We start from the raw sequence: 26,143 nt of genomic DNA, 5'->3' as shown, positions 1-26,143 counted from the left end.
ATTCCTAAAAGAAAAAACGTTCTAAAAGTTCACCGACGAGATAACCAACCCCCGCGACACCAAGCCCCACAGCAAACATGTCGATACCACTTCGTACCAACCCACGCCCAGTGAAGAAACTCCGTGTCGCACCAACAGCAAAGTGAGACACCATCGCCAATGTAAACGAGATCCACATGGCAAGCATACCTTCTGTAAAGAGAAACGGCGCGACAGGAATGAAAGCACCGATAGCGGTCGCGAATCCTGTAATCCAGCCCTCTTTAAGCGGTGTTGCATAGACTTCCCCGATTTTAAGTTCGGTCTGGATTTTTTCCGCCAATGCTCTTTCCGGGTCGCTCATCACCTCCTGCGCAAGTTCCCGAGCCTGATCCTTTGGCACACCGCGCGCCGTATAAATGAGTGTGAGCTCATCCTCCTCAAGGTCGGGCATGAGGCGGATCTCCTCTTTTTCGACCTCAATCTCATGTTCATAGACCTCTTGTTCACTTTTTGCGGCAAGATATCCTGAAGCCCCCATAGAGAGCGCATCTGCGACTGTCCCAACGATACCGGTCACAAGAATTGTGGAGAGATCCGATGTCGCAGCGATGACACCAGCGACCAAGCCGAAATTCGCCGTTAAACCGTCGTTAAACCCGTAAACGATGTTGCCTATCATACCCCCGGATTCGGTTTTGTGCCAAGGCTCTCCAACGGTGCCAGTCAGTTCCTGCAAACTCTCCGTATGCTGCGCAGATTCCTTGGCTAAAGCAAGTGCCGTCTGTTTCGCTTCTTCGAGTGTGCTGTTTCTATGGAGCTCCAGATAGTCTTTGACTTCGCCCGCCTCCTCGTTCAGCATCTGTGAGAGCGGAAACGCACTACCAAACTGGCGAGCATACCACGCCATCAACCGCGCTTTCACCGTTGGTCGCTGCTGTTTCCTGACCCCGACATTGTATGCCATAAGCATCTTTTGCCAACGGATTACATGCTGATTCTCTACCTCGGCAAGCTCACTGAGGATTCCTTTCCGCTGGGTATCCGGTTCAAGCTCCGCGAAAACGCCATAAAGGAAACTCGCGTCAATTTCATCTTGTAAATGATTTTTCCATACTTTGACCGTCTTATTATCCGGTCGAACCCGTTCTTGCTGTTCCATTTTTAGATTCCTTTCGGCGGTAAGAAGCGCGCTTTCACAGCGCGCCTACACATTATCTGGATCTTGCACATTATCAACAAAAACATGTTTCGCAACTTCGCGTCCAATGACAACCTGTTGTCCCGCAATGTCAATTGTAAAGGGACCTTCAAACGGAGCGACCTCCACAACTCGGAACGCCGTGCCCGGGTAAAGATTGAAACTCCCCAAATGTCGGAGCAACGCAGAATCAGTATCACTCACTTCAGCGACAACGCAAGATTGTCCTTCACGTAAATCCGTCATTGGAATACGTGTTGTCTTTATCACAACACCGTTTTTATCGGGGATCGGCGCACCGTGTGGATCGGCTGTTGGATAACCAAGAAACTCGTCCATCCGTGCTTCCACGTCTTCTGAAATGACATGTTCCAACTTTTCGGCTTCGTCATGAACGCCATCCCACGGCACACCGAGTGCCTTGAACAGATAAAGTTCCAATAAACGATGGTGCCGGATAATTTCGAGCGCAATCGCTCTACCGGCATCTGTGAGCGTCACACCTTGATAGCGTTCATGACTCACTAATTGCATCGCCTTTAGTTTTTTGATCATCCCAGTCGCCGATGCAGGTTTCACATTGAGATATTCCGCTAAAATACCCGTCGAAACCTTACCAACCTTCTCTTGTAACTTGTAGATCGACTTGAGATAATCCTCAGCTGCATGTGTAAGCATCGCCTCATCCAATCCGCAAGAGAAACGGGTAACGCTCTCTGTTTCCCCTGCGGTAAATATACGGGCTTTTCACCCATCCAGTTTTAGGCACTATGTGCCAGAATTGTTAGAAGTGTTGAGAAATTATTTTAGGCATACCTAAATTATATACAATGCAAAGAAAATTGTCAAGAAAAATTTATAGTTGATTTTACGATACACTACTATTGTGAATTATGATTGTAGAGGCACCCCTTGTGGGTGCCCACTACCAGACGGGTTATTCTTAAAACTCGTTGAATACCTTCACAGGCTGTCCTGTCTCAATAGACTCCCACGCCGCGACACCAACAGCAATAGATTTCGCGCCGTCAATCACATTAGGCGAGGGTTCCAAATCTTCCTCAAGACACTGCTGAAAATGGCGCATATATCGGATAACCGTCTGTCCGTGTCCATAAACGCTTGTATCTATTTCAGGAGGACAGATCACTTCAAAAGGTTCTCTGGTGGCCATTTTATCGAGCATCAACTTGACGTGTCCCTCTTTGTTGTCCGTAAAGTCCCCAATTACCGTCCCTTTACTTCCGAAAACGGAGATCTGCTGCATCGGCATCGGAGGATGGACGATATCGTAAAGTCCCATCGCTCTCGCGATCTGTCCGCTCTTAAACTTCAGGTTGAGAAAAAAATTGTTCTTTATAGGGTATTCCGGTGTGAGTAAGCCTTTCGTCCCATAAGCGTGCACCTCATCTACATCACCGAGGAGACAGCGCAATAAGTCAACAGGATGCACAATACCGCCGAACATCAAATCTTGCGGTTCATGGAGTCGCCACGGCGTGAAATCGTAGACCTCGCGCATGTCGTGGACATAATAGGCATCTGCTAACATAATCTCGCCTAAATCGCCATCGTCAAGGAACTGTTTCATCGTCAAAAATTGGAGGTCAAACCGCATCGATTGCCCCACAAGGAATTTGACCTTGTGTTCGCGCACCAGATCCACCAATTGTTGTGCGTCGTCTAACTTGGTCACCATCGGTTTTGTGCAGATGATATGTTTCCCCGCCTCAATCGCAGCGACGCAATGTTCAGCATGCAAGTGGTCCGGGGAATAGATCGCGACAACAGAAATATCATCACGCTGCACCAATTCTCGATAATCTGTCGTCCAAAAGTCCACACCAATTTGGTTAGCATAGTTCTCAAGGACATCCGCCCGCTTTGCACAGATGCCGCGGAGTTCATATTTCAGATCTGGTACATCTTTCAAAAGTGTCGCAGTTGAACCCATATTCGTGGGATTCATCCCAATAACGCCCAATCCTATTGCCATTTCGTGTCTCCTCCTTGAGTCAGTTGACGTGCTGCCATTCTATCATAATTCACCTTTGCTGGCAAATAGGAGATCATTTTTCTATATTTGAGTCGAGTTCCTTCGCCTTTTCAAAATCCGCCTTCGCTTCCCTTTTTTGCCCAAGTAACACTTTCACAATGGCGCGATTGTAGTGGGCTCTGGCAAAATCAGGCTTGAGATCAACGGTTTTATCGAAATCATCAATCGCGCCATTGTAGTCACCAAGGGCAACTTTCGCAACACCACGCGTGTGGTAGTAATAAGGATTCTCTACGTCAAATTTGATAGCCGAATCACAATCAGTTATTGCTGCTTCGTATAGGCTTCGCGCATCTTCCATATTCCCTTGAGTTGACTCATAGTTACCCAAGCAAATTCTTGTATACCCGCGGACGATATAGGCATAAGTATCATTCCGATCAAAACTGATTGCCTTATCGAAGTCTGCAATTGCTGCATAATAGTGCTCCTTCGCCTCCGTGGTATGTCCTTGGTTGGTTGCAGAGATGCCCAAGGCGACCTTCACCGTTCCACGCTCCGCGTATGCGGGAAACTTTGGGTAGATACCGATGGCTTTATCAAAGTCTTCAAGCGCTGCCCGATAGTACTGTTGTGCTACCTCTGTGTACCCCTTGATAAATTCAGCGTGACCAAGGAGGGTTCTCGTATATCCGCGCTTGAAATACGCGGGAGTATTCTTGGGAGTAATGCTGATGACCTTATCAAGATCCTGAATCGCTGAACGATAATATTGCTGTGCTACCTCCGGCGCATTTTTGTCAAATTTAGAGCGACCAAGATGGGCTTTGGCATATCCACGATTCTCATATCTCATGCTTATTCCTGTGAATGTAGGGTTTATCGTAACAAATTTATCAATTGCCTCTATCGCACCAGCGTAGTCATCGGTATAGAATTTGCTGGATGCCTGATAGAGATAGAGATAGGCGCGTATTGAGCCTCTGTTCTGCCATTTTGCCAAAGGTTCAACTGTTCCTGAGCGGTTAAGTAGTCCTTTGAGTACGTTTGACCCAACGGCATAACCGATAGCACCGCTACCAGCAACAGTAATACCGACGACTTCGCCTTTGGTATTCAGCACAGGACCGCCACTGTTACCCCCCGGACTGTTCGGTGTTACACGAAGCCACACACCGTTAAGCCGCTCCGAAAGGACAGTGTTCTCCATGATATTAAACCTATCAGCAGGATAGCCTATACCGAAAACAGTCTCACCACTGCTAACTGCGTCACTATTGCCGAGGACAAGCGGTACGCCAGTGCCAGATATTTGTAGAATGACGAGATCATTTTGGGTATCAAACGCCGTAACACCTCGAATTGTAAAGTTTGCATTATCGGTCCTCACGTGTAATGACGCAAGATCAGCATCTGCAAGACCATGAATGTTAGTAACAATCTTGTCATTTGCCACGAAAAAGCCGCTACCGATCATCGTTGAATCCTCTTCTCCGTAAGCCACACGGACCGTAGACGCTTTTACCTTTTTGGTATCTAAACCTTCAGCCACACCAAGGGGTAGGCCGGGGCCTTCTGGAGTCCCGCGCGGCATAGCGTATACAGGGTGCAGTTCAATAGATTTTTTCAAGTCAAGTTCTGATGTGCGTGTTAAGAACTTTTCACCAACTTGATGATCGGGTGTCCGCGCACATGAAAGGGCAAGCCCCAAAACAAAGAAACTGAGTAAAAATTTAGTAGGACGTTTCATAAGTTGTTCCTTTCCACAGTTGGGATTCCAGTTGTAAGTTTAGGCGTTACCGATTGCCTTCTAATGTTAAGTTAGTTGCTGATCGTTCTGGTTTCTTTGAAAAAAAATGGAAGCATTATAGACATACCGACCGTATTAGACTAAAAATGACTTTATAGAAAACCGCACCCACCACACAGAGCGTTTACTCACCTGAAAACTATTGCCTTCTGCCCCAATTTGATGTAAAATTATTAGCGGAGGAAAGATGAAACAAACTGAAACGAAAAAAATCACTGGCATTGACACCCAGCGGACTGAACTGAAAAAAGTATATAAATGGATTTTTGAACTCGGCGCAGCTGTGCTTGTTATCTTTTATATCTACAGCGCAGGGTTCGGTAGTGCCAATGAACAATACCATCTCGGTTTCTATCTTCTGCTAACCTTCTCACTCATCGGTATGTTTTACCGCTGTCGTAAAAACTCTCCCGCCTCCCGCCCATCCATACTGGATCTGCTCCTGATCGGATTTAGCATTTTTACAATCGGCTACTGGATTGTAGAGTATCCAGATCTCGTTAATCGGGCAGGCAACTACAACCGACTCGATATTTTCGTAGGGGCAGTCGCTATAGCAATTAGTTTTGAAGTGAGCCGTCGGACGGTAGGTTTGGCACTCCCAATCATCGCCGTAATTGGTATCCTATATGCTCTTTTCGGCAGGTCTATGCCGGACGTTATTGCCCACAAAGGCTTTCCAATCCGACGGATTATCGAATACTGCTTCTTCAGTCAAGCCGGTGTCTTCGGCATCATGGCAAACGTGATGGCGACCTATGTGATCCTCTTTATTTTTTTTGGGGCATTTTTGGAGAAATCTGGGGTCGGGCAATTCTTTATCAATCTGCCGATGTCCTTAGCGGGACGTTCAATAGGCGGTGCGGCGAAAGTTTCCGTCATGACTTCCGGCTTTTTCGGGTCTGTCGCCGGAAGCGCAATCGCAAACACAGTCGCCACTGGGACGTTCACCATACCCTTGATGAAACGAACCGGCTTCCGTCCGCACGTCGCTGGAGCAGTAGAGGCTTCCGCCTCCGTAGGCGGACAATTCCTACCCCCCGTGATGGGGGCAGGTGCCTTCCTGATGGCGGAACGAACAGGCTTGCCATACAGCAAAATCGCACTTTTGTCCATCATGCCAGCGATTCTCTATTTCTTATCCGTCTGGGTGATGGTGCATTTTGAAGCGAAGAAGGAAGGACTTGAACGGCTATCTGAGGAAGAAATCCCGAAATTCATTCCGCTCCTTAAAAGCGGCTGGTATTACTTGCTGCCACTGCTTACCCTGATCGGGATGCTCATTGCCCGGTATACTGCTTACAAAGCGGCGTTCTTTGCGATTCTTGTCACAATCGGGGTGAGTTATTTCCGTCCAGAGACACGACTAACACCGAAACGTATCTGGGAAGCGATGGTAAGTGGCGCGAAGAATTCGCTCGCTATTGGCGGTGCTGTTGGCACGATCGGCATCATTGTCGCCGTGATAGACCTAACAGGATTAGGACGGATATTTCCAGATTTAGTGCTATCTGTCGCAGCCGATAACAAGGCCATTGCAATACTATTCCTCGCCGCTGCTTCCTTAGTTTTAGGGATGGGAATTCCTGTGACCGCCGCCTATCTCATTACTTCCGAACTCGCTGTGCCGGTTCTGACAACTCCAGAGATGGGTTTATCGGTTATTGCAGCACACCTAATCATTTTCTGGCTGAGCCAAGATTCAAACATCACGCCTCCAGTCGCATTGGGTGCTTACGCAGGTGCCGCCATCGCTCGCGCCGATCCATGGAAAACGGGGTGGGCGTGTTTCAAATTCGCCAAACTTCTTTACGTGATGCCGCTGCTATTTGCGTATACACATATCCTCTTCACAGATGGCACAGCGGTTGAATACATGTTGTCTGTGGCGAGTGCTGTTGTCGGAACGATTATTTTTTCAATGGTCACGATGGGTTACTTCGTCCGTAAAACCCACTGGTATGAATGGATACTGCTTGCGCTCGCGGCGTTCCTTGCATACATTTACAACATCTGGACGTTCATTCTCGCCATCGTAATAGTTGCAGTCATCTATATCCTTCAAAAACGTTCAGAGGTATAGGAAGCACTTTTCAAGGCGTGCCAATGATTTCTTGGAGTCGCTGCAGGAGACTATCTGCCATCTGACGAGACGCGCGTAAGTTGAACTGCTCAACCACTTGCTCGGCACGGAAAGTGTTACCTTGATAGTAACGCCAGAAAATAAATGTGCCCCACAGTGCTGCGTCCACATAATGACCATCCAACACCGCATCAACAGTGAGAAAACCGAGCGCGCCATTCAGCACCAGCGCATTTAACCCGTCCCTCCAATTACCTACATAAATCTGCCCCATCCCAGGAAGAATCTGCGATAATACTTTGGCGACTCTGACGGATTTCTGCGGCATATTAAGAGCATCGTCAAAAAGTGCCTGAAGTCCTTCATCCGTGGTATACGTTTGCAGTGCTTCGCGCGCCTCTTCCCATTTGAACTGATAGATACAGGCAACACCCTGCAAGAAAAGCGCACGCCGATACAGCCCTATGGAAGGGGAACGCATCATGACCTTAATCGATTCCAACCGCGCAAGATCATAGTCCTGCGCGGCGATCAACGTCACAGCGAGTTCCAGTTGGTATTCTGATTTCGCTTCGCTATTCGCGGCGAGATGTATTGCCGTCTGGAGACCAGTGATTGCTTCCGACCACAATTCCTGTGCTCTATAGGCAAGCCCGATGTTGTAATATACCTCGCCAACACGTGCATCGTCTGGGTGGAAAAAGAGAAAACGTTTATACTCGGTGATGGCAGCATCGTAATTGCCTTGTGCGGCGAAATGTCTACTGAGAGATAAAGGGTGTTCTTCTGCGATTGCCGCGAAGTTGCTGAAGAGTAAAAGGGTGATGACAACCTCATAAATCTTTAGACGATGACGTTTGATCAATTCACCGAACGCCTCATCACCGGCTATTGCTTTCTGAACGTAAACATTATCACGAACCATAACGTTTACCTCATTGAGATGTAACTTTATCCATAGTATACATCTTCATAATTCGTTTGTCAATCTTATAGCCGTCTTATATTCACGAACCTTTATCAAACTAATATGTCTAAATTGCATAACAAACCTCAATAATTGCATGTCATTTTTGAGCAACGAGCTTCTACCACAAAAGAAAGAGATTTCGAGTATGAAAATAAACCTCAATGAGCATTCGGGCAATTTCATTAATACGCGTATGAAAGCATTATTTGTTGCACAAGATGCTAAACCCAAAGAAATAAAAGAAATCAACTTCGCACGTCTCACACCCTTCCAACGCGGCTTGCTCGTTACAGACGGAACAGTTACACGATTCATCGAAGGTTACACACTTGTTCCAATAGAAGTCGTGCTGCTACAACAAACAAAACAGACATTATCTACCGAACACACTTGGCTTCAACTACCCGCCGGTGAAGAAATCATTTCACGACAAGTCATTCTTCAAACCCACCCGCGGGACGAACCATCTCCGATAATTCATGTCTATGCAGACTCGCTAATTGTACCACAACGTCTGCCACAGTCGCTTTTGGACGGGTTAGAATCCGACAAACAGGGACTCGGTGGACTTTTACGGTGCAGTGGTTTAGAAACTCGGCGTGAACTGCTCTGGTGTGGGACAGAAACCTTGACCGATCTACCCTCTGCTGTTGAACATCTCGAAGGTAAGACATTTATCAGTCGGGCATATCGGGTGTTCGCGGACGAAGTCCCGCTCATGTTGATTAATGAAAAGTTTCCACTTTGATGGTTATCAATGTTCAGTTAAAGCTGCCTCTGATTGAACAGACTCGCCTTTGACTGATAACCAATAACTGACAACCGATAATGTGCGGGGCAATTCCCCCAAAGGGATCTTCATGTTACACAAAATTTTAATCACATTTATTGTACTCACCGCCTCGATTACAGCCGCACTTACACTCAACATTTTCGATGCGCCCACCGTTGAAGCAGAAAAGACAGACGGAATCGCCGAAATCTCTACCAATCCGTCAATTGTAAATTTGGCTACTGTCATGAAGAACTTCCGCGCATCGTTGAGCGACGAACTCCTTGACGCAGCATCTTATCCACTCGGACATAAGGAATCCTATTCTTGGACTAATTTACCGCCAGGTAGGGATGAAGATCGCGGAGGTATCCGTTTCGGTGAGTTGTCTATAGATCAATTGACACGCTTCTATGAAGTTCTAAACGTATTCTTGAGTGACGACGGTTATACCAAAATCTCTCTCATTACAAAAGATGCTGAAACAGATCTCAGCAATATCAATTCCGGTTTCTGGGCATCAAACCCTTACCATATCGCCTTATTTGGAAATCCTGAGACGGACGGTTCATGGGGTTTCCAATTGGATGGACATCATTTGGCACTCAACTTTTTAGTGCACGGTGATGCCGTTTCTATCGTTCCTAACCTCATTGGAACTCGACCGGCAGTTATCAGCGGTATTGAAGTACTTGGGGATGAAAGAGGCAAAGCCTTCGCCTTACTTAATAGCCTTGACGTAAGTCAAAGAGAGAAAGTGACTCAAACAGGTCGTCGCGGACTCCGAGTGGGTGCTGGCAGAACGACAGACCCTTTTCTGAATTACGACTATTCCGATTTTGTAGGAGTAGGTTTGAAGGCATCAGAGATGAATGACCTCCAAAAAGAGAAACTTCGGGATATCATCAAAACCTATGTCTATAATCTTGAAGCCGAGTTTGCCGACCTCTGGATGGCTGATATCAATGCCGGACTTGACGATACCTATTTCGTTTGGATCGGTGGTATGACTTCTAACGATCCGATTTACTACCGCGTTTTTAATCCTGCTGTCTGGATCGAATTCAATAACGAAGGTGGTGGTTTGGACCATATCCATACCATTACCCGATCGCCTAACGGAAATGACTACGGTATTTTCGCTTTGAATCACGGTCCCAAAACGCTCTTGGAACACTATGCTTCCGCCGATCATCACAAAGTAATGCTCGAATTGCTTGATTATCACATCGCTGGTCCGCAAGACGCGGATAATACGGAGATCCCATAATGTTAGATCAAGTTTTAGAAGAAGTCGAAGAACAGTGTCGCGCAGAACGAGTGCCGATGCTCGGACCCGACAAGGCAAAACTACTCGCGAGTTGTGTTGAAGAGGCAAAACCCTCCCTAATTGTAGAATGCGGAACTGCCATCGGTTATTCTGGACTGTGGATATTACGCGTACTGAAAACTTTAGGCACAGGACGTTTGATAACAGTGGAAATAGAGGATGCCAACGCACAGCGAGCACGCGCAAATTTTGAAAGCGCAGGTGTGGCAGATCTTGTGGATTCCCGTATCGGAGATGCCGCAGAAGTTCTCAAAACCATCCAAGAACCTGTCGATTTTCTGTTTCTTGACAATAACAAAGATGGCTACTATTCCTGTTTCCAAGCCATTGAATCCCGGCTAACGAATCCAGCAACGCTCGTCGCTGACAACGTCGGTAGAGCAGAGCAGATGGCAGATTACTTAGAACATGTTCGCTCACAGTACGATTCCGAAACACACTGGTTTGAGAGTCGGCGGCGACCCGGTAGGCGCGATGGCATGGAGGTTAGCATCTATCGCCGTTGATGGAAAAAGAATGAACTGATGGCGGCGTTTATGGCTCACCTCACGGAAGCTGCTAAAAGGGAGGTATTTATCTATGATGTCACACTTTATCACTGATTTTGAATTTCAACAATGTTGGAGAAAGGTAGGAATTTTAACACTATTGTGGGTGTGTATTCTATCCGTTTCCATCAGAGTCGATGCGCAGACCGAACGCGAGCTACCGCGCATGTCAGCCCACCGGACTTCTGAGGAAATCAAAGTGGATGGGGTGCTTGACGAATCCGTTTGGCAAAGTGTAGAACCGATCCGGCAGCTATACCAGATCCAACCTGACCAAGGCGATCCCGCCACAGAACAGTCCGAAATACGCATTCTTTACGATGACAAAAAGTTGTACTTTGGATTCGTTTTTTTTGATGAGATGGACAAGATTGTCGCGAACGACATGCGCCGGGACTCCTCCGGCTTGCGTTCCAACGATTACGGTTTTCTGCTGCTGGACACTTACAATGACCGACGGAACGCCGTTTTCTTTCGATTCACCCCAGTGGGTGGGATGGAAGACACAGCGGTCTCCAACAGTGGCGGGAGTCTCAACACAAGTTGGGATATTGTTTGGGAATGCCGTTGTAGAATCAATGAAGACAATTGGACAGTGGAAATCGCAATTCCGTTCAGTCAACTCCGTTTTGAACAAAGCGACGTGATGAATTGGGGATTAAATTTCGGGCGCGAAATCGCACGAAAACGAGAAATTGCAGCATGGAATGAAGCACCCAAAACTTATGGTGGACTGGCAAAATATCGAACCGCCTACTTCGGCACGCTTGAAGGATTAGAGGGAATTTCGCCCTCAAGACATCTGGAATTGCTCCCTTATGTTTTACCCGGCGCGAGTTATGAATCCTCAATGGAGGAAACTGACGGAGTATTTGATGCCGGTTTGGACCTTAAATACGGTGTAACCCCGAATCTAACCGCTGACTTAACTTTTAACACCGATTTTGCACAAGTAGAAGCAGATCAGGAGCAGGTGAACCTCACACGTTTCGACCTCTTTTTCCCAGAACAGCGCCCGTTCTTCTTGGAAGGTGCCAGTATTTTCGATGTCGGGATTCCACGCCCAAGTTTCCGTCGACCGCCTCCACTATTGCTCTTTTATAGCCGTCAGATTGGGCTTGCGGAAGGGCGCGCAATTCCGATTCTCGGTGGTGGAAAAATGACAGGGAAAATCGGACCCTACGGTATAGGAATCCTGAACGTGTTGACAAACACATTTGAAGAGGAAGAAATAGGCATTCCCGAACAAGACATGTTTAGTGAACCGCGCACGAACTACTCAGTGGTGCGAGTGAACCGAGACATCTTAGCAGGGTCAACTGTTGGTGGGATCCTTATCAATAAGCAAGACGCTGATGCATATAACCGTACGGCAGGACTTGACTTTTCTTACCGTCCCACGCGCGAGATTAATATTGAGGGATTATGGTCTCGCACCTTTGAAGCAGATGTCTCTGGAAACAGCAACGCCTTCTTTATTGGGGGCGATTGGCGCACGAATCTGTTTCGACTCGATACCTCATACACAGACATCGGCGAGGATTTCAATCCGGAAGTCGGTTATATTCAACGGAGAGATGTGCGTCGTTTTCGCGGTGGAGGAAGTTATACACCTTGGCCCGACAAATTTGGCATCCGCGAAATTCAGATCGGACCGGAAATCGATCTCGTGCTGACACAAGCAAACGAATTGGAAACTCAGGAGATAACCTTCGAGACCCAATTTGAATTTGAAACCGGAGACGACATCGGGTTTGAAGTCAAGAATACAACCGAAAATTTGGATGTAGGGTTCAATCTTCAAGGGGAGGAAATTCCAGAAGGTGATTACAATTTTACTTCGTTTCAGGTATCAGGTCGGACCAGCAGCAGTCGGATGATTTCTGGACAATTGCAAGTGGAATTCGGTGAGTTTTATAGCGGTACGAGACGAGGCTTTTCAATAGACGCAACCGCTAGACCCAACGCCAAGCTTAGTATAGAACCGTTCATCGAATTTAACCGCATCACGCTACCCGGTGAAGAATTCGATGCCAACGCTTTCGGCGGACGTGTCAGCTACTCCTTCTCAACAATACTTTTCACGAAGCTGTTTACACAATGGAGTACGGATACGGATGTGCTCTCCGCCAATTTTCTGGTGAACTACATCTATCGTCCCGGTAGCGATTTTTACCTCGTCTTCGACCAGAGTTACGATACCCGTGATGGTGGCATCAAACGCCTCGGTTGGACGGTTGTCGGGAAACTTACGTACTGGTGGCATCCTTAGTACCTTTCAAACTAAAGTAAAATCCAAAAATAAAAGGGCACTTTGGAAAACACAAAACACTTTACCATCGCTGGCGAGGTTTGGAACCTTGCCCTTCCATAATGTCTAATTAATTGTAGGTTTTACTATAATATGGAGATTTTCAATGAAAAGAAAATTTAAAATAAAATCAAACGGATCTTTGTTTTTTAATTGGGGATGGCTATTGGCTATCTCACTCACTTTCTATTTGATACATAATGCTACAGCTGAAAACTGGAATCAAAAAGCAGACATGCCAATTCCGAGACTGTTTTTCGCCGTATCCACTGTTGACAACCAACTTTACACTATCGGTGGAATGCTCGCTGAACCCGTTGACTTTGTTGATGCTTATGACCCAGATGCGGACAAATGGGTTCAGAAGGCACCTCTGCCAGCGGCACGTGCCGGTGTTGTAACTTGCGTCGTTGGTGGGAAGATCTACGCTATCGGTGGGTGGAGCGCGCAAGCTCCAGCCCTCGGAAGCGTTGAAGAATATAACCCAGCAACCGATATATGGACCCAAAAAGCGGATATGCCAACACCCCGCTCCTTTTTTACCGCGACTGCCGTAGACGGTAAAATTTACGCAATTGGGGGTGTCGCACAAAATGTTGGACCTATACTGCCGACCGTTGAAGAATATGATCCAGCAGCTGATACATGGAGCAAAAAGGCAGATATGCCAACACCGGTTTCAGGAATGGCTGCTACAAGCATTGATGGAAAAATATACCTCATCGGCGGGACACCTGCGGTGCAAGGTCCTGTACTCGAAACGGTTCAAGAATATGATCCTGCAACGGATACATGGACAGAGAAAGCAGATATGCCAACACCCCGAACCGCTTTGGCAGTGGGCGTTGTGAACGGAAAAATTTACGCCGTTGGAGGGACATCTGTTGTGCAAGGTCCCGGGCTAACGAACGTTGAAATATACGATCCTGATAATGACACATGGACAGAAGCCCCCGAGATGCCAACGGCGAGGGTTTTCTTAGGCATTGGCACTATTGCGAATAAAATCTATGCTGTCGGAGGCGTTGCAGAAGGATTGGGGCCCGCGATTCTTCCAACTGTTGAGCAATTCGTTCCGAGCGGTCTGAGTGTAACAGTCCTAAATAGATTTCTTACGGTCTGGGGAAAAATTAAGAAAACGAATTAGCATTACTATGCACACTTGGCACCGAGGGTGAGGTTCCCAAACTCGATGCTGTGATTATCGAATCGGACATACAATGGGCGCGGTTGGAAGATCGCGCCCTTGCCGTTAATATCCCCATGGTCTCGCTTGTTTGATCGAGAGTTTCCCGTCGCTCGTAATCTTGAACTCAATCTCCATAGCGAAATCCTTCGTCCGCCCAACGGGTCCATAGAGCTGACTGAACTTATTGTGTATCATACCAAGATAACGACTCAGTTCACGTAGGTAGGCATCCGTCAAAATGCGTTCGTTGTCTACTGTGCGATTGGAAGTTTTCACAACCCTATAGTTACTACTGTCCCACCAATCCAATAAAATCTCTTCCGGAACGGATTGCTCTTCAGGATTTGTCACGAGGTCCTCACCGACCTGCGTGTTGAGATAGTAATTCCCTATTGTTTGATAGACAACATCATCGGTTACAGCAACGCCATTCGCCAATTCGTTTGCAAAATTAGGATGGACAAGCACCGCCATAGTTGTAGTAAAATGGTCGATCCGATAGAAATCACGCGCCTCAAATGCCCGGAAGTTCCAGAGGCTTGCAAACACTTGCTTAATCGACTTTGATAGATGCCCTTCGTCCGAGTTATGTGTGAAGGAATCGTATAAACCTGCACCGCTAAAACCAGGTAAGTCTTCGTTGTTTGTGCTGGAGCGGCACCGGAGAGATGTCCCTTCTGGAAATGCGCTTTGCAATTCCGAAAGTGCCTCCATCATCCACGCCGGCATTTCGCCCTTCCTAATCTCTGCCCGCAACTTCTTCAACTCTGCGACTTTTGTGTCTTGTCCACTTTGAAACGTTGGATCTTTGAGCAAACTCTCAAGCTCCTCATAGAAACCGTTGTGCTTCATGAATTCGTCATAGAAGTAGAAGGGAACACCAAATCCGTTCGGCACCGTGACTTCTGGAAATCCAAATGTGCGGAGTGTTGCTACGTTAGCGGTCTTGACACCAAAGCCAGATGAATCTGTGAAGCGGATATTATCAAGCGGTAGAATCTCCCTAAGAGAGAGGTTGCGCTCCGGTTTCTGCGCTTTCGGGGGACGTAAATCGGCAAAATGGCTATCCACTTCCTTGAGTGTTGCCTCCCGAATTTCAAAACCGTCTGCGTTCACTTTATAGTAGACGTACTTGCCAATGAGTGGTGCAATCCTTGCGCTTTTCCATGCCTCAGCGATGAAGGCGTTCGGAACTTTGTCCTGAATAGCACGAAGGTTAACATGCGAAAGCGGCGTCTGCTGGACACCCGTGATAACCCCAGCGACACGCGGCATCTCGTTTGGCAACGTTTTGCAGATGACAATATCCCGAACTGTAGGACGTTCATCCACCGCCAATACACGTAGCCGACCGAATGACGCTGCCTGATTCAGCGGAAGGTAGCCGATGTTGGCGTAAAGGTCATCTTCAAAATAGACAGGGAATTCCGCTGCGTCATAGAGTGCTTTTTCACGATTATAAATACCGATGGCTCCCCATAACGGACAATAGCCGAGGCGATTTTTCAGTATCGGCATTTTAGCAACGAGCAGATCGTGAGCAAGCTTAATTTCCTCAAACGGGAAGGCATCGTTTGGATTAAATTCAAAGGTATAAACACCGGGTTCACCATTCGGAGAAGTGAAAAGTGGACGATAACTCAGCACACCGCGCATCTGTCCTTGCCCGCGTCCCAAACCCGCAGCCCCCATGAAGCTGCCATGGGAGCGATGGGTCACCGTGTTCATGAAATAAAGCTGCGGATTTTCTGTATGTGTCCTCTCAATCTGAAACTTTACAAATTCAATTCCGGTCAGTTGCGTATCAATACGGACATCCGTGCCCTGATATGAGAGTTTTTTGAAGGTCTCGCGGTCCGGAATTGTGGCTGCGCCATCTTTGAATGCGACCTGCTCTGGATCAAGACGAGGTCCTGAAGGTTCTCGGGAACCACGTCCTCTACCGAATCCTCCCCTTCTACGAGATCTATCTCGTTCTCCACTTTGCATCTGACGGATCTCGCTCTCACTGAATTTGTTTCCTCTGGCAGCTTCAAGCCGCATCACCCTAAACATGAGCTGCTGTTCAGCTTCGCTGAGCACATCATTCTGGTCGAAGTCGAACCGTTTCTCGTCTACCGACAGTTTACTCTGTGTCCAAGTATTTAGTACAACTATGGTTGAAAGCATTAGCATGCAAGCGAAAAGTGCTACGATAAAGTTTTTCTGTTTCATGGATTTCCTCACTAACGGTTAGAAGTTTTTGGTACGTCTTCCTCTGTTAGATTAGGCAGATAACGACTGGATTTGTTCAGAAAAAAATAGCAGCCCTTCCGCAACGCGGGCTTCTTCTACAAGGGTGCGTTTCATGAAACTTCAAAATTTATTTATAGTAAAGCCCGAAAATAGGTGAATAGGCGGTTAGTGAAAGAAATCCTCACTGCCGCTGGCGAGGATTGTATCCTCGCCTCCCTCAATGTCCAAGTAATTGTGGGCTTTACTATAAGATGAGTCCGATACATAAGAACCAGATTCTTATAGGTTGGGTTGAATGGGGAAATACAAGACATACCAGTATTAAAAAAACGGTATTTTTTTCGCAAGTTGCTATGTGAAACGTTACAGTGAAACCCAACGCTTTCACCAGCTGGGGTGCAATGAAGCGTTGGGTTTCATTCGGATAATTCGGCGTTGATTCACTAAAGCAAAGCGGAACTCAGGTGTAATAGCGCAGTTGATACCTTTAGCGAATTAGGGTTCTGTTTTCAATTTCGCCCAAGTCGTGGCAAGTTTCGCTTGCGGAGAAACCGCTGCAAAACCGAGTGCGATAGATAATCCACTGTCGGAAATCGCTTTTACATCATTCTCTGAGAGCGCGGCATTGAAAAATGCGATCTCATCAATGAGACCTGTGAAAGCCTCCTGTTTGTCGTCTCTGGAGCCAATATACTTCGGTCCCGCTACAAATGGACCTGCGGCAGCATTAGATGCTTCTAATTCACCATCGACATAGACATTCACTTTTTTACCGTCATAAGTCCCTGCGATGTAATGCCACTTATCATCGTTCAATAAGGTTGTCGACCATGTGTTATGCGGAATTGGTTGTCCACACTGTCCAGCGAAATTTAATTTGTGGTTCTGCAATGTCAAGATAACGTCGCTGCAGGGACCTACAATGATGTCAGACCATGCTGGGGCTGCAGGCGTTTTAATCAAAGCAACGATTGACACTTCATCCTCATAATCAGAAAAATCACCGACAGCAACATGTGCTCCACCCTCAAACTGTAGAGCTTCACCGTACTGGCCAGTGTCCCATTTAGCACCAACAATCTCTCCGTCATTCCCATTTTCGGCAGAATCTTTTGCCACGCCACCTTTACCTTCATCAAAAAACCATATTCCCAAAGCTGCGTCCGGATCGAGCTTGGCAGAACTTAGATCTGAGATCATGAAACTGATGCAGATCAGCGTTCCGGATACTAAAATCGCTTTTGCTAATTGGATTACTCTCATTTTTACCTCCATTTATGAATGAACGGTTCAACATACGTGAGGAAATCTGTTTCATTAACTCAGGCACCCAACATGTCAGAAATCCGCTGACATCGAAAAATTAGGGAGCGTTCAAACTTCAGGTTCAATAACGAGATAGTTAACGCTCTTGGCTTCCATCTTAATAGGAATCTCAACATTGTAATTCCGGTCGATTTTGTACCTTTTAGGTTCACCTTCTCCTGCACGAATCTTGGCAATTTCAGACAATCCAGTATAATAGAGCGGCAACCTCAAAGTCATCTGTTGTCTCGTCCGTGTAGGGTTATAGAGCATCACGAGTCCACACGGACTGATTTGCGCGTTGGCATGGAGCACACAATCAATAGAACGCCCATCTGGACGGCGCACGTGAATCAAGTCAGAATCCAATATTGGGCGATACCTTTTGTAGAAGTCAACCCATTTCTTAACAACTGCTTTCGTCTGTTCCGTATCAAAAAGCCGGGGACCGCGATAGCACGCAATTACACCGCTGCCGAAGTTTTGCGCTAAATGTGATTCGTAGTCATCAAGGTGGTCACAAAGCGGCTCAAACGTTGCGGCTTGCCCACCACCGTGATACTCCACCAGCGGAACGAACATCCAGCCCATACTCGGTGTCTTTTCATAAGTTCCATCGTAGATATTCTGCCGAGCGATTAGAATTTGCCGCTCGCGGGGCAAGCTGAAATTTGTTTCGCGATAGCCCATACCACATTTGTTTGAACCGTTGAGGTAATACTGATCTGGCGAATTGATATAGATACCGCGTGCTCGGCATGCGTGGTAAAAATGAACGCACGCTTCCCACTGGCGCAACTGCGAATCCGCCAACCCGTTATGGTATTCATGCGTCGTTGATGCACAGACATCACCATGATAAGGACCATCAGTCTCAATGATATCCATCCCAGTTGCATCCATGAAATTCAGCACCCGCTGGAAATAACCGTCTGCCCAGCGGCTCGCCAGACAAGCACTCTGTCCAAACCGACTTCCAGGTTGTCCAGTGTCTGGGTCAATACAGTTGAAGTCTTCGCCCACACCCCGCGAGGCACACATCAACGTATAGCCACCGATTTGAATACCTTTACGATGGGCATAATCGGTCAATTCCTTCATCGTGGCGATGTATTCCGGGTCTTCGCTCTCGATATTGAAGCCGCTCCCAAAGGTCATAATCACCATTTCAAATCCGACTTCGGCGCACTGATCGATTGCCAAACGGACCGCGTCCGGTTCAGCACTCCGAACGTGCATGAGGATAGGATTCTCGGTGACCTGTGGCGCGACCGTGCGATACATTTTACGACGCGCAAGTCCTTTTCGTTCACGAGCATCACTGTCATGCAGAATCTCGAAGGTGCGAAAACTCCTGAAAGTCTCTCCCGGTTGAAGGGATACTCCCGGACCGAGTGGATAGAAACTTCTCATCAACAGTGGCATCTGATAGTGATAATCGACTTGCGTCTTGTAATCCGCATCTGGACCCCACTGTGTCGTTTCCATTCCACTGAAGGCGTAATCGCTTTCGACCTGTAGCCGATGCTTCTCCTGCTCGTTGATCGCAAGGATTTCACAGCTTAAGGCATCCAATAGAATAGGTTTTTGACCCTCATTGCGAACAGTGATCCACTTGGACAGGACCGGAATGCCTTGGTAGAGTTCATAGTGCACATAAACCCGAAGGGAGTCAACGGATGGCGGCGGTGAAAACGCAACCGTTAGTGTCACACCTTCCGGTGGATATACTGATGATGTCGAAGAACGCCTGCGGACCCACGGATAGCGGATTTCAGTTTCACCGACTCGATACTCGTGAAATTGAAATGCGTTCTCGTCACTGGTCAAGTCCACAATCCAATCCGAATCAAGATAGGCGTAGTCGGGCTGTCCTTTCAAGCCACCGACCTCAAATTGGTGTCCGTCAATCGTAAGCACCGCCTCCGGTTTGATGCCACGAAGAAGACCACTATCAGTAATCTGATTAGTATAATCAACTGTCGCGAAATTAGGTGAGGTGACGAACGTTCGCCGGATGAGTCCGTTATCAAGAATAAGCCGATTGTCCTTTTCCTCCACCGAAGCGGGTTGACGAAAAGGCTGAACCAACCAATCATTTTGTTGTGATGTGTACTGCATGTTGAGTCCCTATTCGATTAAAATGTGATGTGCTCTCTGAAAGTCAGTATAACGCTTAAAAAAAATAATGCAAGAACAATCCTGTTAATACGGCATGCCCATTTTAAAATTGCGGATTGAATCAATCCATGCTAAAATGACAAACCATACTTAAGAAGGAACGATTTACCATGCGAAACGCTGTAAACACCCTATGCTGGCTAACATTCGCTTCCCTGCTAATATTTGTCGGAAGTCTACCCGGTTTTGCACAAGATGAACATACCGTCCTCCTCTATACCTTTGAGTCAGGCGCAGGGAAGGTCGTCAAAGACCTCTCTGAACATAAGAACGATGGTGAACTCATGGGTCCGAAATGGGGAGAGGGAAATCCCGGTGGTGGATTGGTTTTTGGAGGAAATGGCCCCAGAGATTTTGTAGAAATTCCCGATAGCGACAGTTTAGATCTGGTTGAGGGTCTCACTGTCGAAATGTGGCTCTATCTTGAGGCATGGTCAACCGCTGGCGGCACAGGTGCCACGAAAGAGACAACCTACAAAGTGGGACCTCGGAGCGATAAGAAGGTACTAATCCGGATGACTACGGATAAGCATGCCTGGGGAGCTGCAGTCGCTGCCGGTAAAACGGATATGCCACTGAAGAAATGGACGCATATCGCTGGAACCTACGATGCCAAGTCCGGCGATGCCAAGATTTACATCAACGGGGTCTTAGACGGCGAAGGCAATATCGGCGGTAATATCACTCCGAACGACGATGTTTTGTGGCTCGGACGCGGTGCCGGTCCTTTCTTAGAGGGACGAATGGATGAGGTCAGGATTTCAAACATTGCGCGCTCCGAGCAAGAGATTCAGGAATTGATGAACAAAGGCATTGAAGGTGTGTTGGCAGTAAAACCACAAGATAAGTTAGCAACAACATGGGGAAAACTGAAGTCAAATCTTCCACAATAGCGATGAAAACTTTTAATGCCAAATGTCTGATGCTTTTCTTCGTTCTTGGAACAATAGCGTCAAATACCGGGGACGCAGAAAAGCACCCTCAAGCGAAAAAATATATGAGAAATTATCCTTCAATCTTTCAGGCATGGAACGACATCGAAAATAGACCTAATGAAGGCGAACTCCATCGTCTTGCCCGACACGATCTCATTTTCCACGACCCGTATTCGTTGTTAAGAATTCCTTGGAATATATCAGAACAGCAGCCTTATCAAGGTATAGCAACAGATTTGAATCCGAACCAACTCAATGTTGCTGGTCAAAGAAAAGTGGAACTTCTATCCTTAAATCCTCATCTTTTAATGCTTGTTGAAATCCGATGTAGAGATGGGAAATATCTCTCGCGGGAAAATGAAGCGCACGTGGAAAATTGGTGGGAGGTTGGCTTCTACCCGCCGGACTCACCTTACTGGCTCAGGGACAAGAACGGTGAACCGGTTATCGGTTGGGGTGAGGATACCAACGGGGATGGAAAGATTGACGAAAACGATACAGTCCTTAGCTACCTCATAGATTTCACGAATCCAGAAGTGCAGAATCTGATAGCTAATCAAGCAATGGCATTGAACGCGTCTGGTCTCTTTGATGGCATCATGCTGGATTGGTGGAACGAGGATGGTGCGACCAGTTCAATCGGTGTTGATGACTGGTCAGACACCATTCTCACGCCGGAAGCTGAATTAGAAGCGCGATTGTCTATCTTGCACAAAATACGAGCGCAGGTAGATGACGATTTCCTAATCCTCGTCAACGCGAATACGCGTCAAATCCCAAAATCAGCACCGTACGTAAACGGTATCTTTATGGAGTGTTACAAGCGAGAATACGCCAAAGGATATAGCCTTGATCAGATCCTGCAGATAGAAGAGACGCTACTGTGGGCGGAACAGCATCTGAGAGAACCACGAATCAACTGCTTAGAGGGGTGGCGCGTGGTAACGGATTATATGGGAAACCTCAACACACGAGTTGCAGAACGAAATAGCGAAGAAAACCAGCAGTGGATGCGTATGATTACCGCGCTTAGTTTAACGCATTCTGACGGTTATGTGTTGTTTGGCGATGACAATGCTATACCAGTCCCTGACCATCTCCACAATTGGTATGACTTCTGGGACGTAGATATGGGGCAACCTATCCAAGAAAAAGCGGTCCAATATCAAGGCATCGCTGGTCTCTTTGTCCGCGCCTTTGAAAACGGTTGGGCGGTCTACAACCGTAGCGGTTCTCAACAAACTCTCACTTTCAGTGAAAGCACTGTCGGGGTCAACAGTGGCAATCGCCATCTGCATCATGAAATTGCAGACTTTGACGGCGAGATTCTCTTGAGAGAAAAAAGAAGGTAGGATATGTAGAGCTCCGCAATCAATACGGTATTTCTACAGACAGTGTCGCCAAGAACTCGTCCGCTACGTTGCGATTGTACACGCGGGCTGAAATGACCGAGCCGTAGATGTTGCCGACATAGAAGATACCACTAAGCGTGCCGATCGTCCATCCCTTCACCGATGATATACCGTCCCTACGGAAACCATCGTAAGCCTGCCACCCTGTAATACCAATAACGAACAAAGAGTTGAGGGCATCGCCGATCCTACCCGTATAGAATCGCCCGGCTCCCGGGAGAATTGTAGAGAGCACGCCAGCCAAAAAAGGACTTCGGGTGGGTAGACGCGCCCCTGCCTCCGCATACTTGTGATATACTTTCGCTTTTTCGCTAACCATAAGCATATCTGATCCCTGTAGTACCTTGAAAACCTCGCCTGCTTCAGACCACTGTTTCTGCATCAGATAAGAGAGTCCAATAAGTTGCTCGGCTTCGGCATGTTGTCGTGTATCCGTTATGCGTGGCAGTGCGCCACGTAAAAACTGCACAGATTGCTCAAACTGATCCGTCAGAAAATAGGTAGCACCGATCTGATAGTAGGCACGGCTCGCAAATTGACCTTCAGGGTGCGTTTTCAGAAGCGTTTCAAAACTCCGAATTGCTTGTTCGGTTTGACCAGCAAAGCGATAACAGACAGCAATTTTATAGCGAATCTGATCGCTGTCTGTCCCTTCTCCGGTACGCTCGCTTTCTAAGCGTGCCTTTGAACCTGAACTATAAAAAAGATAACGCTGGTACTCACCCGCTGCGCGGAGATAATCGCCTTCTTCATATAGAAAATCGGCGAATTTACGGACGTTTTCGGACGTATAATATTCAATGGGTTCTTCGGCGGCTGCGAAGGGGAGAAACGTAACAGTGAGGAAAAGTATGAGCAGGAATCTGTATATTTGCGTAGTGTTCATAAAGTCCGTAGGTGTTTTTGCTTGGGTATTTCTGCGTATTGCTTGGGGTCTTTGCTTGGGTGTCTCTGCGTGTTTCCGCGTATTTCTGTGTATTTCCCCAGGTTGAATAAAGTGAAACCCAACTTCCTTTACTAAGGCTGAACTATTTCACGGTTGCATAGTCCAAAACAGGGTCAATGTATTTACCCGTTACGCTATCTTTGTGGTAATGCTGCCATTGCGACCCGTTGCACCGGATTAATCTATCAGCAGTCAGCAGCAAACCGCGCACCATACCGTATTTCTGTATACACGCCATGCCGAAACGCGAACAGGACGGGTGGAAACCACATGCCGGTACGTCTTGACTGGAGATGAATTTCTGATAGAAACGAATCAGTCCCGTCGCGACTAACTTCAATTCCGAGGTTTCCTGTGGATTAAAACGGACAATCTCCTGCGGTTTCGATTTCACAATTGGGTTGACCTTTCGGATGAATGCAAGATCGGCGGCTTCACCCGAAAACGCTGGGAAAACGAAAATAATGGCGGATAAACAAGACACACAGAAAAGAATGAGACGATTTACCATTTGATCTCTTTAACCTCCACGGATTCAGGGATTCTGAAATTTAGCATCGGATTCGGCGAATTCACGTTTACTTGTGGGTTGCTATAAAGGATATGTTCAGACTGAAGCACTTCAGATTTCGGTCCATACGCGCTCGAGGTGACCTTCATCGGAATATAGTTAATGCCGATTCTGCTGTGATCCTGATAGTGTGATCTGGCGATGACATACCCCTTTGGGTTTTTGACCTCGGCAGAGATAAGTCGGTCATCCCGCATGCCGAGGATGACGGTGCCGAGTTTCTCTTTCGCTTTTTCAGGCGGTGCCCAATAGGTATAGAGCACCTTATCTACAATATCGTGCTTTTCCAAAGAATACCCGATCGCTGTCAACCCATATTCTGCTTGCGTGGATTGGATGATAGATTCAACAAACGGAAGCGGAATGCGTCCTTTGGAAATAAAACGGAACGCCTGTTTTTCTATAGGATAATAGATTTCCAACGTCTTCTCCTTTACAACCATTATCTGTTTGAGCGGTTGGGTGACTTCAACAACAACTCTCGCTGCCTTTACATCGTAGTGGAGTATGCCTGCAATGTGCTCCGTTTTGTTGTTCTCGGTTAACGCACGCGTAAAGTCTAAGGAGAGCGTCTTTAACGGAGCAGCGTAGAGCACACTGACAAAAAGAAGCGTGAACAAAAGCGTTATGGAGAATTGGAGGTTTTTAAACATCTATTTTTTAGGAATGGCGTGGTGATAAACTTCTGGCACTTATCACCATACCTGTTTCACTATTGGTCATTAAGATAAGAAGCCAACACGCAGCCTGATACGACAGATCCTCCCAGACATCCTATAAATGCAGACCTTATCTGAAGATCTCGGGCTTTTGCTTTATAGGCATCTGCATAAGTTGAGATGTACTCAGGTGATTTTCCGACGAGCCGTGAGGCAGGAACAGGAGGTTCATAGAGATGAGCACCCAGGAGTCCAACCGAACCCAGCACACATCCACCAGCCAAACCCAAAAGAAAGTTACCACCGATCCACAAAACTTGATTGGTATTTGCTTCAGCATCCTGTTTAGCAGAGACTCTGGCTTCAAGTTCCCATTGATCTTCTTGCGCGAGAGCGATAAAGGGCATACTAAGGGTCAGTACTGCCATCAAAAACACGAAAACATGAAATGTTGATTTTATTTTCACCTGTATTTCTCCTTAACAGAATTACGAGTTTGAATTGTCCTTCACTTACAACAAAAGTTTAATTTCTTTTTATAACAGGAACAGTTTTGTCTTCAATATCAATTCACAGGCATCGCGAGTTTTAGCTGCGTGCGAACTGCTTGACGCACTTCATCGCAGATGCGCATCGCATGCTCTGTATCTTCAGCTGTTCTTGAATCCCCGGGATAGCGGGGATCCACTGCATACCCTGTTATTCTCTTAAAGTCAGGCCGCCAATCGGACGAAACAGGCAGGGTAGGTATAATCAACGCCAGCAATTCTTCAAGGTTATGCGCCCGTTGAACAGGAATATTTGCCTCTTGCAGCCAAGCTTTGAGATGCTTTTCAATACACAGTTGTCCATGAAAGCAGATAGAGTCATGCACGGGATCCGGGGCTTGCTGAAGCCACTTTGCTGCTCTATAATCACCTTCAGCTTTCTCTATCCATTCCAGCGTCAATGGGTTCATGTCGTCCTCTCTCTTTTTGAGAAGACCTGTTCTGTAATCAGGACCTTGTAGGTTTTTAACATTGCAGTCCGCATCGGATCCATGGAGCAACTCCCCTTTTTCAGTAATTTCACGAAGAAACCAATCGTTATACGAGACCCGATACGCAATCTCTTCCGGTGAACGGACTAACAGGTCCATACCGAATGAGTATGAAATACGTTGCCGGATCTCTATAGCTTTGTTGAGAAACTCCGACTTCGGAATATCCATCACAACAAGCAGATCTACATCCGAATCCTCTGTCGGAGTGCCATACGCATAAGAACCAAAGAGGATAACTTGTAGCGGCGCGAATTCGCGCACGATATCATCACATGTCGCCTGGATTTCCTGTCGGGTAACCATACGATCCGTCCTTTTAATTGAAGTATAACATACTTCATAGCGATTATCAAATTCTGTTCTTGAATCAAGGCTATTTATGGTAGAACATGATTGGCGAGGTGTTTTTGATAGGGTGTTTCCCAAGGAAACCTCGCCAGCGGACAGACAGTACTTACCATCGGAACTCTTGGGATACCTTCAATGAAAATTCAACCCGATGCTAAAACCTCTATCAAAATCCTCAAGATCAACTCCGAAAACGCCGACGACATGTAGTGCCAACGCTAATTAGGGCCGCAATTCCGTAAAGTTAAGACAAGTTTTTTTGCTCAAATTCGAGAGGTGTCAAATACCCTAACGCCGAATGCGGGCGTTTCTGGTGATAC

At 47.0% G+C, this 26,143-nt stretch carries 21 protein-coding genes; 8 read left to right on the top strand and 13 right to left on the bottom strand.

Translation table 11 applies throughout. The annotated features are described in order from the left end of the window. Positions 1-4 precede the first annotated feature (4 nt). The 4 genes from OXH39_02820 to OXH39_02805 all read right to left on the bottom strand — a co-directional run bounded on the left by OXH39_02820 (position 5) and on the right by OXH39_02805 (position 4,926). Positions 5-1,141, bottom strand: a complete 1,137-nt coding sequence (locus OXH39_02820) for a VIT1/CCC1 transporter family protein (GenBank protein ID MCY3549366.1) — start codon at positions 1,139-1,141, stop codon at positions 5-7. 45 nt (positions 1,142-1,186) lie between these two features. Then, on the bottom strand, positions 1,187-1,858 hold the full coding sequence (locus OXH39_02815; GenBank protein ID MCY3549365.1) for a metal-dependent transcriptional regulator: 672 nt from the start codon (positions 1,856-1,858) through the stop codon (positions 1,187-1,189). Between the two features lie 265 nt (positions 1,859-2,123). Further along, a complete protein-coding gene (locus OXH39_02810; GenBank protein ID MCY3549364.1) occupies positions 2,124-3,176 on the bottom strand; it encodes a Gfo/Idh/MocA family oxidoreductase in 1,053 nt (350 codons plus the stop codon). A 73-nt stretch (positions 3,177-3,249) separates the two neighbouring features. After that, positions 3,250-4,926 (bottom strand): tetratricopeptide repeat protein, encoded by a 1,677-nt coding sequence (locus OXH39_02805; GenBank protein ID MCY3549363.1) that lies wholly within the window; start codon positions 4,924-4,926, stop codon positions 3,250-3,252. A gap of 247 nt (positions 4,927-5,173) precedes the next feature. Between OXH39_02805 and OXH39_02800 the strand changes: the two genes are divergently transcribed. Then, on the top strand, positions 5,174-7,069 hold the full coding sequence (locus OXH39_02800) for a TRAP transporter fused permease subunit (GenBank protein MCY3549362.1): 1,896 nt from the start codon (positions 5,174-5,176) through the stop codon (positions 7,067-7,069). A gap of 10 nt (positions 7,070-7,079) precedes the next feature. Here the strand turns inward: OXH39_02800 and OXH39_02795 are convergent, their stop codons facing one another. Beyond that, positions 7,080-7,994, bottom strand: a complete 915-nt coding sequence (locus tag OXH39_02795; GenBank protein MCY3549361.1) for a tetratricopeptide repeat protein — start codon at positions 7,992-7,994, stop codon at positions 7,080-7,082. Positions 7,995-8,184: 190 nt separating this feature from the next. Here OXH39_02795 and OXH39_02790 point away from each other — a divergent pair, with 190 nt between their 5' ends. The 5 genes from OXH39_02790 to OXH39_02770 all read left to right on the top strand — a co-directional run bounded on the left by OXH39_02790 (position 8,185) and on the right by OXH39_02770 (position 14,147). Beyond that, positions 8,185-8,787 (top strand): chorismate pyruvate-lyase family protein, encoded by a 603-nt coding sequence (locus tag OXH39_02790; protein ID MCY3549360.1) that lies wholly within the window; start codon positions 8,185-8,187, stop codon positions 8,785-8,787. 112 nt (positions 8,788-8,899) lie between these two features. Then, complete coding sequence (locus tag OXH39_02785) at positions 8,900-10,081, top strand: DUF3500 domain-containing protein (GenBank protein MCY3549359.1); 1,182 nt, start codon at positions 8,900-8,902, stop codon at positions 10,079-10,081. Then, complete coding sequence (locus tag OXH39_02780; GenBank protein MCY3549358.1) at positions 10,081-10,647, top strand: CmcI family methyltransferase; 567 nt, start codon at positions 10,081-10,083, stop codon at positions 10,645-10,647. Before OXH39_02785 ends, OXH39_02780 begins: the two co-directional genes overlap by 1 nt. A 73-nt stretch (positions 10,648-10,720) precedes the next feature. Then, on the top strand, positions 10,721-12,961 hold the full coding sequence (locus tag OXH39_02775) for a DUF5916 domain-containing protein (GenBank protein ID MCY3549357.1): 2,241 nt from the start codon (positions 10,721-10,723) through the stop codon (positions 12,959-12,961). Between the two features lie 145 nt (positions 12,962-13,106). Next, entirely contained in the window at positions 13,107-14,147 is a 1,041-nt protein-coding gene (locus tag OXH39_02770) for a hypothetical protein (protein ID MCY3549356.1), read from the top strand. A 105-nt stretch (positions 14,148-14,252) separates the two neighbouring features. Here the strand turns inward: OXH39_02770 and OXH39_02765 are convergent, their stop codons facing one another. From OXH39_02765 to OXH39_02755, 3 genes are all read right to left on the bottom strand, one after another. Then, positions 14,253-16,403 carry a hypothetical protein gene (locus tag OXH39_02765; protein MCY3549355.1) on the bottom strand — a complete coding sequence of 717 codons (2,151 nt, stop codon included), beginning with the start codon at positions 16,401-16,403 and terminating at the stop codon, positions 14,253-14,255. A gap of 516 nt (positions 16,404-16,919) precedes the next feature. Continuing rightward, positions 16,920-17,687: a LamG domain-containing protein gene (locus tag OXH39_02760; protein MCY3549354.1), complete on the bottom strand. Its 768-nt coding sequence runs from the start codon at positions 17,685-17,687 to the stop codon at positions 16,920-16,922. 111 nt (positions 17,688-17,798) lie between these two features. Beyond that, positions 17,799-19,850: an alpha-galactosidase gene (locus OXH39_02755; protein MCY3549353.1), complete on the bottom strand. Its 2,052-nt coding sequence runs from the start codon at positions 19,848-19,850 to the stop codon at positions 17,799-17,801. Positions 19,851-20,020: 170 nt separating this feature from the next. Between OXH39_02755 and OXH39_02750 the strand changes: the two genes are divergently transcribed. Both OXH39_02750 and OXH39_02745 read left to right on the top strand, forming a co-directional pair. After that, positions 20,021-20,803, top strand: a complete 783-nt coding sequence (locus OXH39_02750) for a LamG domain-containing protein (GenBank protein MCY3549352.1) — start codon at positions 20,021-20,023, stop codon at positions 20,801-20,803. Between the two features lie 104 nt (positions 20,804-20,907). Beyond that, positions 20,908-22,197 carry a putative glycoside hydrolase gene (locus OXH39_02745; protein MCY3549351.1) on the top strand — a complete coding sequence of 430 codons (1,290 nt, stop codon included), beginning with the start codon at positions 20,908-20,910 and terminating at the stop codon, positions 22,195-22,197. 19 nt (positions 22,198-22,216) lie between these two features. On the opposite strand, the gene OXH39_02740 is transcribed toward OXH39_02745, so the two are convergent. The 5 genes from OXH39_02740 to OXH39_02720 form a co-directional block, all read right to left on the bottom strand. Continuing rightward, complete coding sequence (locus tag OXH39_02740; protein MCY3549350.1) at positions 22,217-23,143, bottom strand: tetratricopeptide repeat protein; 927 nt, start codon at positions 23,141-23,143, stop codon at positions 22,217-22,219. 142 nt (positions 23,144-23,285) lie between these two features. Then, positions 23,286-23,714: a membrane protein insertion efficiency factor YidD gene (yidD, locus tag OXH39_02735; GenBank protein ID MCY3549349.1), complete on the bottom strand. Its 429-nt coding sequence runs from the start codon at positions 23,712-23,714 to the stop codon at positions 23,286-23,288. Continuing rightward, on the bottom strand, positions 23,708-24,427 hold the full coding sequence (locus OXH39_02730) for a hypothetical protein (protein ID MCY3549348.1): 720 nt from the start codon (positions 24,425-24,427) through the stop codon (positions 23,708-23,710). The genes yidD and OXH39_02730 overlap by 7 nt, the downstream gene beginning before the upstream one ends. Before the next feature lie 59 nt (positions 24,428-24,486). Continuing rightward, positions 24,487-24,900, bottom strand: coding sequence for a hypothetical protein (locus OXH39_02725; GenBank protein MCY3549347.1), 414 nt, complete (start codon positions 24,898-24,900; stop codon positions 24,487-24,489). Positions 24,901-24,998: 98 nt separating this feature from the next. After that, a complete protein-coding gene (locus OXH39_02720; protein MCY3549346.1) occupies positions 24,999-25,778 on the bottom strand; it encodes a HEPN domain-containing protein in 780 nt (259 codons plus the stop codon). Positions 25,779-26,143 lie beyond the last annotated feature (365 nt).

This window comes from Candidatus Poribacteria bacterium, assembly GCA_026702755.1.
GTDB lineage: Bacteria > Poribacteria > WGA-4E > WGA-4E > WGA-3G > WGA-3G.
The sequence above is the reverse complement of the archived record's forward strand: the minus strand, read 5'-3'. Positions and strand labels throughout refer to the sequence as shown.

What these genes read in the sequence shown, in the direction of transcription:
- OXH39_02820 (MCY3549366.1), bottom strand. Translation starts at nt 1,141, where the DNA reads ATGGAACAGCAAGAACGGGTTCGACCGGATAATAAGACGGTCAAAGTA.
- OXH39_02815 (MCY3549365.1), bottom strand. Translation starts at nt 1,858, where the DNA reads ATGCTTACACATGCAGCTGAGGATTATCTCAAGTCGATCTACAAGTTA.
- OXH39_02810 (MCY3549364.1), bottom strand. Translation starts at nt 3,176, where the DNA reads ATGGCAATAGGATTGGGCGTTATTGGGATGAATCCCACGAATATGGGT.
- OXH39_02805 (MCY3549363.1), bottom strand. Translation starts at nt 4,926, where the DNA reads ATGAAACGTCCTACTAAATTTTTACTCAGTTTCTTTGTTTTGGGGCTT.
- OXH39_02800 (MCY3549362.1), top strand. Translation starts at nt 5,174, where the DNA reads ATGAAACAAACTGAAACGAAAAAAATCACTGGCATTGACACCCAGCGG.
- OXH39_02795 (MCY3549361.1), bottom strand. Translation starts at nt 7,994, where the DNA reads ATGGTTCGTGATAATGTTTACGTTCAGAAAGCAATAGCCGGTGATGAG.
- OXH39_02790 (MCY3549360.1), top strand. Translation starts at nt 8,185, where the DNA reads ATGAAAATAAACCTCAATGAGCATTCGGGCAATTTCATTAATACGCGT.
- OXH39_02785 (MCY3549359.1), top strand. Translation starts at nt 8,900, where the DNA reads ATGTTACACAAAATTTTAATCACATTTATTGTACTCACCGCCTCGATT.
- OXH39_02780 (MCY3549358.1), top strand. Translation starts at nt 10,081, where the DNA reads ATGTTAGATCAAGTTTTAGAAGAAGTCGAAGAACAGTGTCGCGCAGAA.
- OXH39_02775 (MCY3549357.1), top strand. Translation starts at nt 10,721, where the DNA reads ATGATGTCACACTTTATCACTGATTTTGAATTTCAACAATGTTGGAGA.
- OXH39_02770 (MCY3549356.1), top strand. Translation starts at nt 13,107, where the DNA reads ATGAAAAGAAAATTTAAAATAAAATCAAACGGATCTTTGTTTTTTAAT.
- OXH39_02765 (MCY3549355.1), bottom strand. Translation starts at nt 16,403, where the DNA reads ATGAAACAGAAAAACTTTATCGTAGCACTTTTCGCTTGCATGCTAATG.
- OXH39_02760 (MCY3549354.1), bottom strand. Translation starts at nt 17,687, where the DNA reads ATGAGAGTAATCCAATTAGCAAAAGCGATTTTAGTATCCGGAACGCTG.
- OXH39_02755 (MCY3549353.1), bottom strand. Translation starts at nt 19,850, where the DNA reads ATGCAGTACACATCACAACAAAATGATTGGTTGGTTCAGCCTTTTCGT.
- OXH39_02750 (MCY3549352.1), top strand. Translation starts at nt 20,021, where the DNA reads ATGCGAAACGCTGTAAACACCCTATGCTGGCTAACATTCGCTTCCCTG.
- OXH39_02745 (MCY3549351.1), top strand. Translation starts at nt 20,908, where the DNA reads ATGAGAAATTATCCTTCAATCTTTCAGGCATGGAACGACATCGAAAAT.
- OXH39_02740 (MCY3549350.1), bottom strand. Translation starts at nt 23,143, where the DNA reads ATGAACACTACGCAAATATACAGATTCCTGCTCATACTTTTCCTCACT.
- yidD (MCY3549349.1), bottom strand. Translation starts at nt 23,714, where the DNA reads ATGGTAAATCGTCTCATTCTTTTCTGTGTGTCTTGTTTATCCGCCATT.
- OXH39_02730 (MCY3549348.1), bottom strand. Translation starts at nt 24,427, where the DNA reads ATGTTTAAAAACCTCCAATTCTCCATAACGCTTTTGTTCACGCTTCTT.
- OXH39_02720 (MCY3549346.1), bottom strand. Translation starts at nt 25,778, where the DNA reads ATGGTTACCCGACAGGAAATCCAGGCGACATGTGATGATATCGTGCGC.